The organism is Streptomyces sp. NPDC020422 (genome assembly GCF_044386705.1).
In the GTDB taxonomy this organism is placed as follows: Bacteria; Actinomycetota; Actinomycetes; order Streptomycetales; family Streptomycetaceae; genus Streptomyces.
Genome location: NZ_JBIRVJ010000007.1, coordinates 224413 through 239910 on the forward strand (window position 1 = coordinate 224413; position 15498 = coordinate 239910).

General features: G+C 74.6%; 18 protein-coding genes. 11 read left to right on the forward strand and 7 right to left on the reverse strand.

What is annotated here, in order from left to right:
* Window positions 1–15: 15 nt before the first annotated feature.
* The gene (locus ACH414_RS20585; RefSeq protein ID WP_382536882.1) at window positions 16–1053 is read left to right on the forward strand and encodes an MBL fold metallo-hydrolase; all 1038 of its coding nucleotides are present in this window, start codon (window positions 16–18) and stop codon (window positions 1051–1053) included.
* A 32-nt stretch (window positions 1054–1085) separates the two neighbouring features.
* On the opposite strand, the gene ACH414_RS20590 is transcribed toward ACH414_RS20585, so the two are convergent.
* Together ACH414_RS20590 and ACH414_RS20595 are read right to left on the reverse strand one after the other, a co-directional pair.
* Window positions 1086–1766: a DedA family protein gene (locus ACH414_RS20590; protein ID WP_398942794.1), complete on the reverse strand. Its 681-nt coding sequence runs from the start codon at window positions 1764–1766 to the stop codon at window positions 1086–1088.
* A 43-nt stretch (window positions 1767–1809) separates the two neighbouring features.
* Window positions 1810–2589, reverse strand: coding sequence for an MBL fold metallo-hydrolase (locus ACH414_RS20595; protein WP_386567603.1), 780 nt, complete (start codon window positions 2587–2589; stop codon window positions 1810–1812).
* A gap of 157 nt (window positions 2590–2746) precedes the next feature.
* On the opposite strand from ACH414_RS20595, the gene ACH414_RS20600 reads away from it, so the two are divergent.
* From ACH414_RS20600 to ACH414_RS20620, 5 genes are all read left to right on the forward strand, one after another.
* Complete coding sequence (locus ACH414_RS20600) at window positions 2747–3151, forward strand: recombinase family protein (protein WP_382536873.1); 405 nt, start codon at window positions 2747–2749, stop codon at window positions 3149–3151.
* A gap of 96 nt (window positions 3152–3247) precedes the next feature.
* Window positions 3248–5425 carry a phage holin family protein gene (locus tag ACH414_RS20605; RefSeq protein ID WP_382536870.1) on the forward strand — a complete coding sequence of 726 codons (2178 nt, stop codon included), beginning with the start codon at window positions 3248–3250 and terminating at the stop codon, window positions 5423–5425.
* A gap of 66 nt (window positions 5426–5491) precedes the next feature.
* Complete coding sequence (locus ACH414_RS20610; protein WP_398942797.1) at window positions 5492–6940, forward strand: amino acid permease; 1449 nt, start codon at window positions 5492–5494, stop codon at window positions 6938–6940.
* A gap of 135 nt (window positions 6941–7075) precedes the next feature.
* A complete protein-coding gene (locus tag ACH414_RS20615) occupies window positions 7076–7420 on the forward strand; it encodes a hypothetical protein (protein ID WP_398942799.1) in 345 nt (114 codons plus the stop codon).
* Between the two features lie 52 nt (window positions 7421–7472).
* On the forward strand, window positions 7473–7634 hold the full coding sequence (locus tag ACH414_RS20620) for a hypothetical protein (RefSeq protein ID WP_386567596.1): 162 nt from the start codon (window positions 7473–7475) through the stop codon (window positions 7632–7634).
* Window positions 7635–7839: 205 nt separating this feature from the next.
* Here the strand turns inward: ACH414_RS20620 and ACH414_RS20625 are convergent, their stop codons facing one another.
* Window positions 7840–9024: a low temperature requirement protein A gene (locus tag ACH414_RS20625; protein WP_386567594.1), complete on the reverse strand. Its 1185-nt coding sequence runs from the start codon at window positions 9022–9024 to the stop codon at window positions 7840–7842.
* A 191-nt stretch (window positions 9025–9215) separates the two neighbouring features.
* Between ACH414_RS20625 and ACH414_RS20630 the strand changes: the two genes are divergently transcribed.
* The gene (locus ACH414_RS20630; protein ID WP_382536855.1) at window positions 9216–9635 is read left to right on the forward strand and encodes a hypothetical protein; all 420 of its coding nucleotides are present in this window, start codon (window positions 9216–9218) and stop codon (window positions 9633–9635) included.
* Here ACH414_RS20630 and ACH414_RS20635 read toward each other — a convergent pair.
* Complete coding sequence (locus ACH414_RS20635) at window positions 9625–10434, reverse strand: helix-turn-helix domain-containing protein (RefSeq protein WP_398942802.1); 810 nt, start codon at window positions 10432–10434, stop codon at window positions 9625–9627. The genes ACH414_RS20630 and ACH414_RS20635 overlap by 11 nt on opposite strands.
* Before the next feature lie 88 nt (window positions 10435–10522).
* On the opposite strand from ACH414_RS20635, the gene ACH414_RS20640 reads away from it, so the two are divergent.
* Together ACH414_RS20640 and ACH414_RS20645 are read left to right on the forward strand one after the other, a co-directional pair.
* Window positions 10523–10825: a 4a-hydroxytetrahydrobiopterin dehydratase gene (locus ACH414_RS20640; RefSeq protein WP_382536850.1), complete on the forward strand. Its 303-nt coding sequence runs from the start codon at window positions 10523–10525 to the stop codon at window positions 10823–10825.
* Between the two features lie 43 nt (window positions 10826–10868).
* Window positions 10869–11636 (forward strand): class I SAM-dependent methyltransferase, encoded by a 768-nt coding sequence (locus ACH414_RS20645; protein ID WP_386567746.1) that lies wholly within the window; start codon window positions 10869–10871, stop codon window positions 11634–11636.
* Here ACH414_RS20645 and ACH414_RS20650 read toward each other — a convergent pair.
* Entirely contained in the window at window positions 11623–12126 is a 504-nt protein-coding gene (locus ACH414_RS20650) for a hypothetical protein (protein WP_386567587.1), read from the reverse strand. The genes ACH414_RS20645 and ACH414_RS20650 overlap by 14 nt on opposite strands.
* Before the next feature lie 39 nt (window positions 12127–12165).
* Between ACH414_RS20650 and ACH414_RS20655 the strand changes: the two genes are divergently transcribed.
* Window positions 12166–13116, forward strand: a complete 951-nt coding sequence (locus ACH414_RS20655; protein ID WP_382536847.1) for a helix-turn-helix transcriptional regulator — start codon at window positions 12166–12168, stop codon at window positions 13114–13116.
* An 87-nt stretch (window positions 13117–13203) separates the two neighbouring features.
* The gene (locus ACH414_RS20660) at window positions 13204–14139 is read left to right on the forward strand and encodes a class I SAM-dependent methyltransferase (protein ID WP_391767891.1); all 936 of its coding nucleotides are present in this window, start codon (window positions 13204–13206) and stop codon (window positions 14137–14139) included.
* Between the two features lie 22 nt (window positions 14140–14161).
* Here ACH414_RS20660 and ACH414_RS20665 read toward each other — a convergent pair whose 3' ends face one another.
* Both ACH414_RS20665 and ACH414_RS20670 read right to left on the reverse strand, forming a co-directional pair.
* Window positions 14162–14611: an RICIN domain-containing protein gene (locus ACH414_RS20665; RefSeq protein ID WP_386567583.1), complete on the reverse strand. Its 450-nt coding sequence runs from the start codon at window positions 14609–14611 to the stop codon at window positions 14162–14164.
* Window positions 14612–14614: 3 nt separating this feature from the next.
* Window positions 14615–15409: an aldo/keto reductase gene (locus ACH414_RS20670; protein WP_398942998.1), complete on the reverse strand. Its 795-nt coding sequence runs from the start codon at window positions 15407–15409 to the stop codon at window positions 14615–14617.
* Window positions 15410–15498: the final 89 nt, after the last annotated feature.

Below are 15498 nucleotides of genomic sequence, written 5' to 3' on the forward strand. Positions count from 1 at the left end.
ACGGAGGTCGCAGCGATGACGGAACAGACCGCCCGGCCCGCCCGGGCCCCGCACGCCGCCCGCACCCCCCACGCCCCGCACCCCGCGCCCGCCCTGCAGCCCATCGGCCGGCTGCGCCACGACTGGCCGCGCTCCTTCGCCGACCGGCTCACCACGCCGCTGCCCGGCGTCCGCGCCATGGCCCGGCTCGCCCGCGAGGGCGCCGTGCGCCCCGGGCCCGAGGGCCTGCGCGACATCCCGCTGCTGCCCTTCGCCCCCGGGCCGCTGCCCGAGGCCGGGCCCGACACCCTCGCCGTCACCTGGGCCGGGCACGCCAGCTGGGTGGTGCGGGTGGGCGGTCTGACCGTGCTCACCGACCCCGTCTGGTCCCGCCGCATCCTCGGCACCTCGCCCCGCCTCACCCCCGTCGGCGTCCGGTGGGAGGACCTGCCCCCGGTCGACGCGGTGGTCATCAGCCACAACCACTTCGACCACCTCGACGCCCCGACCCTCAAACGCCTCCCGCGCGACACCCCCGTCTTCGTGCCCGCCGGTCTCGGCCGCTGGTTCACCCGGCGCCGCTTCAGCCGGGTCACCGAGCTCGACTGGTGGGAGGCGGCCGAACTCGGCGGCGTCCGCTTCGACTTCGTCCCGGCCCACCACTGGTCCAAGCGCACCCTCCTGGACACCTGCCGCTCCCTGTGGGGCGGCTGGGTGCTCACCGACCGCGCGGGACGGCGGGTCTACTTCGCGGGGGACACCGGCTACGGACACTGGTTCACGGAGATCGGCCGCCGCCACCCCGGCATCGATCTGGCCCTGCTGCCGATCGGGGCCTACGACCCGCGCTGGTGGCTCAGCGACGTCCACACCGACCCCGAGGAGGCCGTCCGCGCCTTCCGGGACCTCGGCGCGCGCCGGATGGCCCCCATGCACTGGGCGACCTTCGTCCTCTCCTCCGAACCCGTCCTCGAACCCCTCACCCGAGTCCGCGCCGCCTGGGACCGCGCCGGGCTGCCCCGCGAGGACCTCTGGGACCTCCCGGTCGGAGCCTCCCGGACCGTCACCCCTTAGGGCCTCCCCTCAGGCCGTCACCCCGCGGGCCGTCACCCCTTGAGACCTCCCTCGGGACTTCCGTCGGGGCTTCCCCCGGGGTGCGCCGTCGTACGGTGCCCCCGCAGCCGCCGCCACAGCGCGGGCGCCGCGCTGAGCAGCACCGTCAGGCCGACGGCCGCCACCACGCCCTGCCAGGGCTCGGGGAAGAGGGAGCCGCCCAGAATGCCGATGAGCTGGTACGTGGCCGCCCAGGCGAGGCAGGCCGGCAGGTCGCCCCGGGCGAAGCGGCGCAGCGGCATGCCGGCGAGGAGGCAGGCCAGCATCACCGGGATCCGGCCGGCCGGCACCAGGCGGGACAGGACCAGCACCGGGACCTGATGGGTCTCCAGGCGCCCCTGGGCCTGGGCGAGGCGCTCCGGGGTGGCCCGGCCGCGCAGGGCCGCCAGCCAGCGCGAGCCGTTGCGCGAGCGGACCCCGCGCTGCCCCAGCCAATACAGGGCCAGGTCGCCCAGGAAGGCGGCGGCGGCCGCCACCACGAAAACGTAGAGCAGGGCCAGCGGAGCCGTCTGGTGGAAGGCCACCACGGCGGCCGAGCTCACGATCGCCCCGGTCGGCACCACCGGCACCAGCGCGCCGAGCGCCACGAGGAGGAACAGCGAGGGATAGCCGACGGCCTGCTGGGTCGACTCGGGCGGCAGCTCCCGCACCGCCGTCACGATCCGGTCGATCACCGGGCGCCCCCCGTGCGCGCCGTACGGGCCGCGGCGTGCCGTCTCACCGCGCCACCTCCGGCCGCACCCGGTCGCCGTGGCCGAGCAGGTGCACCGCCACCTTGGGGGCGAGCCGGGCCGCGTGGCGGACGAACTCGTCGCCGGGGGAGTGGAACTCGTGCGGGCGGATCGCGTCCATGCCGATCGGCCAGTACGTGCCGTAGTGGACCGGCACCGCCGCGGCGGGGGACAGCGCGGCGAGCGCCTGCGCGGCGCGGCCCGCGTCCAGGTGTCCCTGACCGAGGTACGGGCCCCAGCCGCCGACCGGGAGGAGGGCCACGTCCACCGGGCCGACCGCCTCCGCCATGGCGTCGAACAGGCCGGTGTCGCCGGCGAAGTAGGTCCGCGCCTCGCCCTCCACCACGTACCCGAGCGCCGGGGAGCGGTGCGGGCCGACCGGCAGCCGCCGCCCGTCGTGCCGCGCCGGCACGGCCCGCACGGTCACGCCCTCGACGGTCACCTCGTCGCCCGGCGCCACCTCCGTGAGCCGCAGGCCCCGCCCGTCGAGGCGCCGCAGGCCGGGGACGGAGTGCGGGGCGCCGGCCGGCACGATGACCCGGGTGCCCGGGGCGAGCCGGGCCAGCGAGGGCAGGTGCAGATGGTCGGCGTGCAGGTGCGACACGAGGACCGCCTCGGCGCGGGCCGCCTCGGGCGGTGGCAGCTCCCCGCGCCGGCGGCGCAGATGCGCGAGCCGGCGGGCGAAGAGCGGGTCCGTCAGGAAGCGGACCCCGGAGTCCTCGACCGTGCACGTGGCATGACCCCACCAGGTGACCTCCACCGGCACGCCGCCCTTCCTCGTCCGCCTCGCCGCCGTCGCCTCGGCCCTTCCGTAACGAGGGTAAATGTCCGAAGCCGTCGGTGTGGCCGGTCTTCGACGGAGCGTGCACAGTTGGTATACCGATGATCTCCTCGCGTGACCGGCGACGCAGTAGGGTCGCCCCATGGACGACGTTCGGGTGGCGGCGATCGCCAGCCTCACCCCGCTCGAAGAGCTCGACGAGGACCCCTTTCTGGTCGACACCCGCAGCCAGCACGCCATGTGCGTGCGCTGGGCCCGGGACAAGGGTTACGTGGTGGCCAGGCAGCTGCTGTGCTACGGGATCCGGCCGGACCACGAGGCGCTGTGGGCGGACGTCGACGCGGGGGCCGTGGACCTGTTCGTCGCCCCGAACGAGCGCGTCCTGGCCCGTGCGTTGACCGATGTGACGGAGTTCCGCGCCGAGTGCGAGCGGCGCGGCGTGCGGCTCGAGACCGCGGGGCTCGACGAACCCGCGTACGACGCACCGATGAAGGCCGGGGTGCACCGGCGGATGTCCATGCCCACCGCCGGGTACGACGGCTGCTGAAGCCGTCCCGGACGCGCGCGAGTTCCCCGGCTGACCTGCGCACGGCGGGCGTTGTGCCACGCTTGGAGCAGGAAACGGGTGAAAGGTGAACCAGGCGTGGGCGATCGGCGAGGGCACACCCGGGGCCGCTGGCGGAGCGCGGGCCGCGCCCTGGTGCGGGTGGTCACCGTCTGGGCGGTCTCCACGCTCACCCTGCTCGTGCTCGCCGGTCTCCTCCCCGACTTCCAGCTCCAGTCCGCCGACGGCGACAGCCCCACCACGATCGCGGTCACCGCGGCCCTGGGCGCCGGGGCCTTCGGTCTGCTCGGCGCGCTGGTGTGGCCGCTGATCGTGCGGGCCCTGCTGCTCGTACCGGCCCTGGTGCTCGGCCTGTTGGTGTTCTTCCTCAACGGCTCGCTGCTGCTGGTCGCGCTCTGGCTCATCCCCGACGGGCGCGGCACCGCGGCGCCCGAGACCGCCGTCCTGGTCGCCGCCGTGATGTCCGCGGTCGCCTCCGCCACCGCCACCGCCCTCGCCGTGCGCGACGACGACGCCTACCGCCGCCGGCTCTACCGGCTCGCCGACCGCAAGCGCCCACGGACCTCGGCCGGCCCCGAAGCCGCCCCCGGCACCCTCTTCCTGCAACTCGACGGCGTCGGACACCGGGTCCTCGGCGACGCCGTCGCCGACGGTCTGATGCCCACCCTCGCCGACTGGATCGCCACCACCCACACCCTCACCCCCTGGCGCACCGACTGGTCGAGCCAGACCGGCGCCAGCCAGCTCGGCATCCTGCACGGCTCCAACGAGGACGTGCCGGCCTTCCGCTGGTACGAGAAGGACACCGGCCGGCTCATGGTCTCCAACCGGCCCGGCTCCGCCGTCGAACTCCAGCGCCGGGCCGTCGAGCGCACCGGCGACGGAGGACTGCTCACCCTCGACGGCGCCTCCCGCGGCAACCTCTTCAGCGGCGGCGCCGACCAGCTCGCCCTGGTCCTGTCGATGGCCGCCCGGCGGGGCCGCCGCAACCGCTCGCGGTCCGGCTACTTCGCGTACTTCTCCGACCCCGCCAACGCCGTCCGCACCGCCGGCTCCTTCGCCGCCGAGGCGCTGCGCGAGATGGCGCAGTCGACCCGCGCGCGCCTGCGCCGCGAGACGCCCCGGGTCTCCCGCGGCGGCCTCTACCCCCTCGTACGGGCCTTCGCCACGGTCGTCGAACGGGACGTGGTGGTCGCGGCCGTGATGGGCGACCTGCTCGCCGGGCGGACCGCGGTCTACGCCGACCTGGTCGCCTACGACGAGGTCGCCCACCACTCGGGGCCGCACGGCCGCGACACCGCCCAGGTGCTCCGACGGCTCGACCGGTCCCTCGCCCTGATCGCCAAGGTCGCCGAGCACGCGCCCCGCCCGTACCGGATCGTGCTGCTCTCCGATCACGGGCAGAGCCCGGGGCCGACCTTCGAGGCCGCGTACGGGCTGACCCTGCGCGAGCTGGTCCGGGCCGGCTGCGGGCTGCCGGTGCCGCGTAGGGTCCGCCGTACCCGCTGGGGGCACCCCCGAACGGAGTCCGGGGGCGGTTCGGAGGCCAGGGACGCGGCGCGCGACGCGCTGCGCGGCGCGCTGCACCGGGGCGTCGACGAGAGGGACGAGCTGGGCAGGGAAGGGGCGGAGGCGGCCGCGGTCGCGGCGGCCCGCGCCCCGGAGCCGGTGGTGCTGGCCTCCGGGAACCTCGGCCTGGTCTCCTTCCCGGGCGTGCCGCACCGGATGACCCGCGAGGAGATCGAGCGCCTCCACCCGGGTCTGCTGCGCACCCTCGCCCACCACCCCGGCATCGGCTTCCTGCTCGTGGCGAGCGAGGAGCACGGCTCGGTCGTGCTCGCCCGCGACGGGGTCGAGGTGCCGGTGGCCGAGCTGACCGACGACGGGCCGCTGGCCGTCTTCGGCCCGGGCGCGGCGGACGCGGTGCGCCGCACCGACGGCTTCCCGCACGTCGCCGACATCATGGTCAACTCGATGTACGACCCGGCGACCGGCACCGTGCACGCCTTCGAGGAGCAGATCGGCTCCCACGGCGGCCTGGGCGGCGAGCAGGGGCGTCCGTTCCTGCTCTGGCCGCGCGATCTGACGCCGCCGCCCGACCCCCTGGTCGGCGCCGAGCAGGTGCACCAGGTGCTGCGCGGCTGGCTGCGGGAGACCGAGGGTCCCCAGGTGCCGCTGGAGATTTCCCCGTCGAGCGGCGATGCGGAAGCGTTTCTTCCGGTCAGCGACCCCGCAGTACGGGACAAAAACGGGTGATTTGGAGCGCCGTCTCACCTGCCGGACCATGGGGGCGTTTGTACGACGAGAGGCGCACCACCCCCCATGAGCACGGCCATCGCCGAGACCACGACCGGCACCCCCGACGCGAACCCGCGGTCCGCGAACCCGCAGTCCGAGCAGCCGCAACCCGAGCGGCACCACCCGGCCGGGGAAGCGCCGAGCAAGCACGCCCGTAGCTTCGGACTGCCCGTCGCCACCGCCCTCGTCGTCGGCAACATCATCGGCGGCGGCATCTTCCTCCTCCCCGCCTCCGTCGCCCCCTACGGCACGATCAGCCTGGTCGCCTTCGGCATCCTCACCCTCGGCGCGCTCGCCCTCGCCCTGGTCTTCGGCCGGCTCGCCCGCCGCCACCCGCAGACCGGCGGCCCCTACGTCTACGCCCGCGCCGCCTTCGGCGACTTCGCCGGCTTCCTCGCCGCCTGGTCCTACTGGATCACCACCTGGGTCTCCAACGCCGCCCTCGCCGTCGCCGCCGTCGGCTACCTCGACGTGCTCGTCCCCATCCACGAGTCCAAGGCCGCCACCATCGCCGCCGCCCTGCTGATCCAGTGGCTGCCCGCGCTCGCCAACCTGGCCGGCACCCGCTACGTCGGCGCCGTCCAGCTCGTCGCCACCGTGCTCAAGTTCGTCCCGCTGCTGCTGGTCGCCGTCGGCGGCCTCTTCTTCTTCGACAGCGCCAACCTCGGCCCCTTCCGGGCCGGCGACGCGAGCGCGGTCGGTGCGATCTCCGCCTCCGCGGCGATCCTGCTCTTCAGCTACCTCGGCGTCGAGTCCGCCGCCGTCAGCGCGGGCGAGGTCCGCGACCCGCGCCGCAACGTCGGCCGCGCCACCGTCCTCGGCACCCTCGGCGCCGCCGCGCTCTACCTGCTCGGCACCCTCGCCGTCTTCGGCACCGTCGCCCACGACAAGCTCGTCACCTCCACCGCGCCCTTCTCCGACGCCGTGGACGTCATGTTCGGCGGCTCCTGGGGCGGCGCCGCCGTCGCCTGCATGGCCCTGGTCTCCATGGTCGGCGCGCTCAACGGCTGGACCCTGCTGAGCGCCCAGGCGCCGTACGCCGCCGCCCGCGACGGCCTCTTCCCGAAGGTCTTCACGGTCAAGCGGCGAGGCGTCCCCACGGTCGGCGTCCTCGTGACCGCGGTCCTCGCCTCGCTCCTGACGGTCTACAACTACACGGCCGGCACCCAGGGCGTCTTCGAGATCCTGGTGCTCGTCACCACCTTCACCGCCACCGTCCCCTACCTCCTCTCCACGGCCGCCCAGATCTACTTCCTGCTCTCCGGCCAGGGCGAGAAGGTCTCCCGTGCCCGCCTCACCCGCGACGCCGTCCTCGCCGCCGCCGCGTTCGGCTTCTCCCTCTGGCTCGTCGCGGGCTCCGGCTACGCGGCGGTCTACCAGGGCGTGCTGTTCCTCTTCGCCGGCGTCCTGGTGTACGCGGCGATGGCGGCGCGCAAGACGCGGGCCACGAGCACGGCGCGGGCCGAAGGCTGAGCCCCCCCCCGCGCGAACGCGCCGGGGCGCGCGCCCGCCGGTGCGGTGAATTCCGCGCCCCTCGCGTAGGCCGCCCGGGCGGTTGTGGCCCTTGGGGTGGCTCCGGGCGTCCCGTACGGGGCAGGACGGATCTCCATGAGGTCCCTCCCCGCGCGCCCCGGCGACTGTGCCGTGCGGGCCCGGCGGTTCGCCGTCGCGGTGCTGCTGGTGCTCGCCGCGCTGCTCGGGGCCGGGGCCGGGGGAGCGGCGGCCCAGGCGGCCGGCGCGGAGTCCCGGACCCTCACCGCGGCGGCCGACCCGGCGGCCGAGGTCCACGACCTCACCGAGAGCGAGGCGACCGCCCCCGTACGGAGAGCCCGGCGCCCCGCCCCGCCCCGCGGCGTCCGCACGGCGGCCCCCGCCGCCACACCCGCACCCGCTCCGGCGCCCGTACCGTCCCCGCGCGACGACGCGCCGCGGTCGGCGGTGATGCGGTGCTGAGAGGCCAGGCCTCCTCAGCACCCCTCACCCCACCACCGCAAGGAGCTTCGCCATGCCCGTCGACCCCTTCGCCGTGCTCAACGCGCTGCTGCGCGCCGAGGCGGCCCGCCAGGAACGCTCCCTCCACCGCGCCGAAGCGGAACGCGCACCGGAACGGACACCCCTGCGCGCCGCCCCCGCGAACCCGGCCGAGCCGGAGCCGAAGACGGACTGAACATCCCCGGGAGGACCGGCCTGGCGGACCGGCGAAGGAGAACCGGCCTGGGGCCGCCCGGAGGCCGCCCCCTTGACGGCTCACCTCGGCGGACCGGCCTGCGCAACCCCGCCGGCCGGTCCGCCGGCCGGTCCGCCGCCCGGGGCCGTGCCCTTGGACCGTGCTCCGTGCTGCTGGGCCGTGCTGCTGGGGCGTGCTCTCGCGGTCAGGCCCGGCTCGCCGCTCGTCCCTGGGCCGCCACCAGACCCATCACCACGGCCGCGAGCAGCGCCAGCGCCACCAGTGCCGGTACCAGGGCCACCAGCGCGCCCGCCGCCAGGCAGACCAGACCACCCACGAGCAGGGCCGTCGGACGGCGCCCCGAGGAGCGCAGCACGATCGCGGCGGCGCCGAGCAGGAAGACCCCGACGCCGCCCGTCAGCGACCAGGCCACCGTGCCGTGCAATGGTTCGCCGAGGCCGTAGTGGGCGGTGTCGGCGACCTGGGTGAGCACCTTCTTCATGCCGAGCGCCGTCAGCACCACACCGGCCACCAGCGGCAGGTGCAGAAACGTGTACACGTCCCGGCCGAAGCGGGTGCGGTCATCGCCGTCGAGGGACCCGAGCCGGTGCTCCGCGGGCTCCCCGAAGCGCCGGAAGTACAGCGCCCAAAGGCCTGCCGCGAGCAGCAGCCCCGCCGCGCACGCCCCGATCACCGCCACCGTCAGCGGGAAGCCGGCCATGCCCACCCCCATGGCCACGATGGACTCGCCGAGCGCGATGATGACGATCAGACCGTGCCGCTCGGCGAAGTGCCCGGGCGAATTGATCCGCCACCCCGAGGAACCGGTGACGTAGATCCCGCCGTAGTCCACGGCGACCGCCGCCAGCCACAGCACCAGCCGGAGCGTCCCGTCGTACGCGCAGCCGACGAGCAGCAGCACGAACGGCGGCGCCACCGACAGCAGGGCCGTGCGCCGCAGGGTGGCCCGCAGGGCCGTGTCGCCCGGTGAGGAGACCCAGTACGAGACGAGGTGCAGCACCCGCACAAGGCCGTAGCAGACCACGAACACCAGCGGCGCGGGCAGCCCGCCCGGGGCGTCCGCGAACACCTCCGGCACCGCGAGCGACACCACGAACACCACGGTCATCACGGTGACGAGCACCGCGAACAGGGCGCCGGAGTCCGCCCGTACGACGTTGCCCAGCCAGGCGAAGCAGCACCAGCACCACCACAGCAGCGCGAGGACCGTCATCGCCCCGACCACCCGCACCGGGGTCGGGTGGGCCGCCATCAACGCGGTCACCTGCGTGATCGCGTAGACGAAGACCAGATCGAAGAAGAGCTCGGCGGGCGTCACCTTGTGGTCGCCCCCGGCCGCGACCATCCGCGCCCGTTCCCTGCCGGTCACCGCATCCCCCTTGCGCAGCGCACACTTTCGGCCATCCGGCCGCACCTTACAACGGCCCGGTATGACCTCTGGGGTAATCGACCCCCGTCGAGGCCCCCGGCATGCTCGTGAGCACCGGGTCCCGGGCGGCGCACTCCGCCCGGGACCCGGCCCCCAGCCCGCACGAACGCCTTCCAGGAGGGTGATCCGTCATGTCCCAGGCCCTGCTCACCGGTCTTGCCCGCACCACCCGGCCGCGGTCCATGGTGCGCCGGTTCCTCGCCCTCGACGCCGTCGTCACCGGAGGCAACGGGCTCGCCTACCTCGCCGCCTCCGGCCCGCTGGGCGAACTGCTCGGCGTGAGCCGGGGGCTGTTGATCGAACTCGGTGTCTTCCTCACCGCGTTCGCGGCCGGCGTGGCCTGGCTGGCGAGCCGGCCGCAGCCGCCGGCCCTCGGCGTCAAGGCCGTCGTCGACGCCAACCTGCTGTGGGCGGCGCTCAGCGTCGTCGCGCTCGCCGGCTGGCTGGAGCCCAGCACCGCGGGAGCGGTCTGGACCCTGCTCCAGGCGGGCACCGTCGCCGGGTTCGCCGCCCTCCAGTGGGCCGCGCTGCGGGCGACCGCTACCCCTTGAGGGACTGGAGGTACGCGACCGTCGCCGGGTCGGCCGGGAGGAAGGTCTCGATGGCCAGCTCGGCGACGGTCACGTCCAGCGGCGTGTTGAACGTCGAGATCGACGACACGAAGGACAGCACCTGCCCGTCGTGCTCGATCCGCAGCGGAAGCGCGAAGTACGGGTACGGCCGCGAGTCCTCCCGGTCCGCCGGGTCCCCGGCACCCTCCGGCAGCGGATACGCCGCCACCTCCTCGTACAGCGCCCGCAGCGACTCCGAACGGGCCAGCCCGATCTGACGCTCCATCTGGGCCAGCAGATGCCCCCGCCACTCCCGCAGATTGCGGATCCGCGGCGCGAGGCCCTCCGGGTGCAGGGTGATCCGCATGGCGTTCAGCGGCGGGGTCAGCAGATGCTCCGGCAGCCCCGCCAGCAGCATCCCGATGCCCTGGTTGGCCGCCACCACCGTGTACGAACCGTCCACCACCAGCGCCGGATACGGCTCATAGCCCTGGAGCAGCCGCTCGATGCCCTCGCGCAGCGTCTCCAGGAGCGGTGCGTCCAGGGTCGACTCGGTGAACCGCGGGGCGTAACCGGCGGCCAGCAGAAGGGCGTTGCGCTCGCGCACCGGCACCTCCAGGTGCTCGGCCAGCCTGAGGATCATCTCCTCGCTCGGCCGCGAGCGGCCCGTCTCGACGAAGGAGATGTGCCGCGCGGACGAGTCCGCCCGCAGCGCCAGCTCCAGCTGGCTCAGCCGCCGCTGCTCGCGCCAGCCGCGCAGCAGCGGACCCACACCCGTGTCGGTCGCGACAGTTGTCATGGCCAGACGGTATCCCAGAGGAGGACTCGGGTACCTTTCCCCGGGGACCGCCCGTCCAGCGCAGCACCCCGACCGGAGGGAGCACGACGTGTCGACACAGCCGCTTTCGCAGAAGGAGATCGAGGACCGCCTGCGGGAGCTCCCCGGCTGGTCCCTCGACGGCGACCGCATCACCCGCAGCTACCGCCTCGCCGACCACTTCGCCGCGACGGCGCTCGTCGTCCACGTGGCCCAGATCCAGCAGGAGCTCGACCACCACAGCGATCTGACGCTCGGTTACAACACCGTCGCCCTGTCCGTGAACACCCACACGGTCGGCGGCGTCACCGAGAAGGACTTCGGTCTCGCCGAGCGCGTCGAGGCCGTGGCACCCGGACACGGCGCCCACTGACACCCGTACGGCCTCCCCGTACGATCCCCCCGTGGGGGAGACCGTGCTCGACTACGAGACCGAGGCCGCGCGCTACGACGAGACCCGCGGCGGCGTGCCGCGGGCGGAGGCCGCCGCGGCCGCCGTGCTGCGGCTGCTGCCGCCCGACGCCCGGTCCCTCCTCGACGTCGCCTGCGGCACCGGCCTCGTCACCGAACGCCTCGCCCGGCCCGGCCTCGCCGTGTACGCGGCCGATGCCGCCCACGCCATGCTGCGCACCGCCGCCCGGCGCCTCCCGGGCCGCGCCGTACGCGCCGACGCCCGACGGCTCCCGCTCAAGGACGGCTCCGTCGACGCGGTCAGCGCGGTCTGGCTGCTGCACCTCGTGCCGTTCGCCGGCGAGATCGTCGCCGAGGCGGCCCGGGTGCTGCGACCCGGCGGTGTCCTCGTCACCACCGTCGACAAGGACGCCCGCCACGACGTCGGCAGCGACATCGACGCGCTGCTGCGCCCCCATCGCGCCCCCGGGGCGGGCTCGGACCGCGCCTCCCTGGTCACCGCGTACGCCGCCGCCCACGGCCTGACCCGCGCCCCCGGCACGACCTTCACCGGCCACGGCCAGGGCGCCACCCCCCGCGGCACCGCCGAGAAGCTGCGCCGCGGCTCCTACGCCTCCTGGTTCCACGGCACCCCCGCGACCGTGGACGCCCTCACGGCGGCCCTCGCCGCCCTACCGGACCAGGACCGCCCCCGTGCCGACCCCGTGTACCGGCTGGCCCGCTATGTGAAGCGGGGCGGCGAGGACGTGCCCGGCGGGCTCAGGTGCGGCTGAGGTCGGCAGCCGCCCCCGTCGTGCCGGTGGTCAGCGCGTCCGCGAGGTATCCCGCCAGGTCCGGGGCGTCCGGCACCAGCATGTGCCGCACCCAGGCGTCCCGTTCATGGCCGAGCGGTGCCAACTCCCAGACGCAGCCGACCCAGTTGCGGACGCCGGGGTCGCTGCGGACGAAGTGCGTCGGATCGGTGTCCGGGCAGTCCAGGGCCGGCTGGCCCGCCGCCGCGCCGGCGAAGTGCAGCACGTTGTCCCACACCCAGCTGTACACGTTCAGATACGCGCCGGTGTCGCCGCCGCGGTGCAGCACCACGAAGCTCGCCGGCGGGGTGCCGTCCGGCTCCGGCAGGAGCTCGGGAAGGATCGCGTACGCCGCCTTCTCCACCTCGGGCTCGATGCCCGCCGGGTCGGCGGTGACGTGGTAGCGCTTGACGTGCCGGCCGGCGATCTCGACCGGCTCCGGGACGAAGAGGTTCTTCTCTGCGAAAGCCATGCCTGGACTGTAGGAGCGCTTCACTGACATCTTGTGTCAGTGAAGTCCAGCCGACTCCTCTCCATCCTCATGCTGCTGCACACCCGCGGCCGGATGACCGCCGCTGAGCTCGCCGGGGAGCTGGAGGTCTCGGTGCGCACGGTCTACCGGGACGTCGAGTCGCTGCACGCCGCGGGAGTGCCGCTGTACGGGGACGCCGGGCACCGCGGCGGCTACCGGATGCTCGCCGGCCAGCGCTTCCGCCTGACCGACCTGTGCGAGCGCGAGGCCGAGGCGCTCGTCCTCGCCGGACTGCCCGTCGCCGCCGACGAGCTGGGGCTCGGCGGGGACTTCGCGGACGCCGTGCTGAAACTGCGCGCCGCCCTGCCGACGCCGCTGCGCGAGCACGTCGACCGGCTCCGGGCCCGCTTCCACATCGACGCCGCCGGCTGGTACGCGGAGGAGACCGAGGCGCCCTTCCTCTCCCAGGTCTCCGACGCCGTGCGCACCGGTCGGGTCCTCGCGGTCCGCTACCGGCGCTGGAGGGAGCCGAGCGAGGTCGACCGGCGCCTCGAACCGTACGGCCTGGTCCTCAAGGCCGGACGCTGGTACCTGGTCGCCGGGCCGGGGCCGCGCACCTACCGGGTCGACCAGATCCTCGACGCCACCGTCACCGAGGACGAGGCCCGCATCCCCGAGGGCTTCGACCTGGCCGCCCACTGGCGGGCGAGCCAGGCCGACTTCCACGCCCGGCTGCACCAGGGCGACGCCCTCGTGCGCATCTCCCCGCGCGGCGCCGCCCGACTCACCGGCCCGGCCGCCCGCGCCCTCGCCGAGAACGGCACCCCGGACACCGACGGTTGGACCCGCGCCACCCTGCCCGTGGAGTCCCCCGAGCACGCCCATGACTTCCTCCTCGCCCTCGGCACGGAGGTCGAGGTCCTCGCTCCCGAGGACCTGCGCGAGCGGATCGCGACGACGGTGCGGACCCTGGCGGGCCGCTACGCCTGAGCGCGGGCGGCGGCGGGGGCCGACGGAGCTGTTGCCGGAACGGCAAGTTCGCTCGCGATTCCGGCAGCGGGGTCGCACGCTGGTGCCATGAGCGCACACGACCTCCACGACGGACACCGCCAGGGCCACGGCCACGGCCAGGCTCACGGCCACGCCCACGGGCACCAGCACGACCACACCCACCTCGACTGGGCCGAGCTCGCCCCGCTCCTCACCCGCCAGGCGGAGACGCAGAGCCCCCTCTACACCGAGGCCGCCGACTGGCTCGCCTCCCTCGCCCCGGCCACCCGTGTGCGCCGGATCCTGGACATCGGCAGCGGGCCCGGCGTCGGCACCGCGCTGCTCGCCGAGGCCTTCCCGGAGGCCGAGGTCGTCGCGGTCGACGCGACCCCCGAACTGCTCGACCTCGCCCGCGAGCGCGCCGAGGCCCGCGGGCTCGGCGACCGGGTCGGCACCCTGCGCGCCGAACTCCCGCGGGACTTCGACGCGCTGGGCACCGCCGACCTGATCTGGGCCAGCAACTCCCTGCACCACATCGGCGACCAGCGCGCCGCGCTCACCGCCTTCGCCGGCGTGCTCGCCCCCGGCGGTCTGATCGCCCTCGCCGAAGGCGGCCTGCCGGCCCGGCACCTGCCGTGGAACGCCGGCATCGGGCGTCCCGGCCTCGAGGCCCGCATCGACGCGGCCAACGCCGACTGGTTCGGCGAGATGCGGGCCTCGCTGCCCGACTCCAAGGAGGAGATCGACGACTGGAGCGCCCTGCTCACCGGCGCCGGACTCACCCCGAGCGGCACCCGCAGCTTCCTCAACGACGTCCCGGCGCCGCTGCCGCCCGAGGTGCGCGAGCAGATCGTCGCGCACTACGAGCGGCAGCGGGGCGGCCTGGCCGAGCGCCTCGCGGACGACGACCGCGCCGCCCTCGACCGACTCCTCGACCCGGCCGACCCGCTGTCCCTGCACCGCCGCCCGGACCTGTTCCTGCTCACCGCACGTACGGTCCACACGGGACGCAAGGAGGCCTGAGCGGCAGGCCACCAGGCACCTCTCAGGACACCGGCTCCAGGCGCCACCACTGCGCCGGGGAGTCGGTGTCCTCCCACTGGCGCACATCGGCGCCGTCCTCCGACGAGCCGTCCGCCACCTCCAGGAGCAGCCCGCTGACGAAACTGACCAGCGTGACGGTGCCGGGTGACTGCAGGTCCTGCTCGATGACCCACTCCTGGGCGCCGAAGTTGTTCGGCTTCCACTGCTGGATCCCGGCGCCGTTCTCGGTCGAGGCGCCCTTCACGTCCAGGCGCTTGCCGCCGGCGACGTTCACCAGGTGGTAGAGGCCGCCGCCGTTGGGGACCGGCGCGATGTGCCAGCACTGCCCCGGGGTGCCCCGGTCCACCGCCTGCCGCACCGGCGCCCCGCTGCGCGTCGACCCCTCGTACACCTCCAGGAGGAGCCCACTGGCCACGTTCCGTATCCGGTAGACGCCCTCCGCGACCTGCACGGATCAGGCGCCGACGTGGAACTCGGCCGGGTCCGGGCCCAGACGCCGGCCCTCGTCGAGGGCGGCGAGTCCGGCCATGTCCTCGGCGTCCAGCTCGAAGTCGAACACGGCGATGTTCTCGCGGATGCGGGACGGGGTCACCGACTTGGGGATGACCACGTTGCCGAGCTGGATGTGCCAGCGCAGCACCACCTGCGCGGGGGTGCGGACGTGCTTCTGCGCGATGGCCACGATCGCCGGGACGTCGAGCAGGCCACGGCCCGAGCCGAGCGGCGACCAGGCCTCGGTCGCGATGCCGTACCGCTCGTGCGCCGCGCGCGCGGCGGACTGCTGGAGCTGCGGGTGCAGCTCGATCTGGTTGACCGCGGGGACCACCGAGGTCTCGCCGATCAGCCGCTCCAGGTGCTCCGGGTGGAAGTTCGACACGCCGATGGCCCGGGCGCGCCCGTCGGCCAGGATCTTCTCGAAGGCGCGGTACGTGTCGACGTACGCGTTCTTGTTCGGGACCGGCCAGTGGATGAGGTACAGGTCGACGTACTCCAGGCCCAGCTTGCCGAGCGAGTCGTCGAAGGCGCGCAGGGTGGAGTCGTAGCCCTGGTCGCTGTTCCAGAGCTTCGTCGTGACGAAGAGCTCCTCGCGGGGGAGGCCCGAGGCGGCGACGGCCTTGCCGGTGCCGGTCTCGTTCCCGTAGATGGCGGCGGTGTCGATGGAGCGGTAACCCACCTCCAGGGCCGTGGCGACGGCCTGCTCCGCCTCCGCGTCCGGCACCTGCCAGACACCGAAGCCGAGCTGGGGCATCCGCACGCCGTTGTTGAGGGTGAGGAAGGGGACCTTGCTGTCCGTGCTCACGAGCGGTCGATCCTTACGTCGTCGTCCATTGCTGGTGT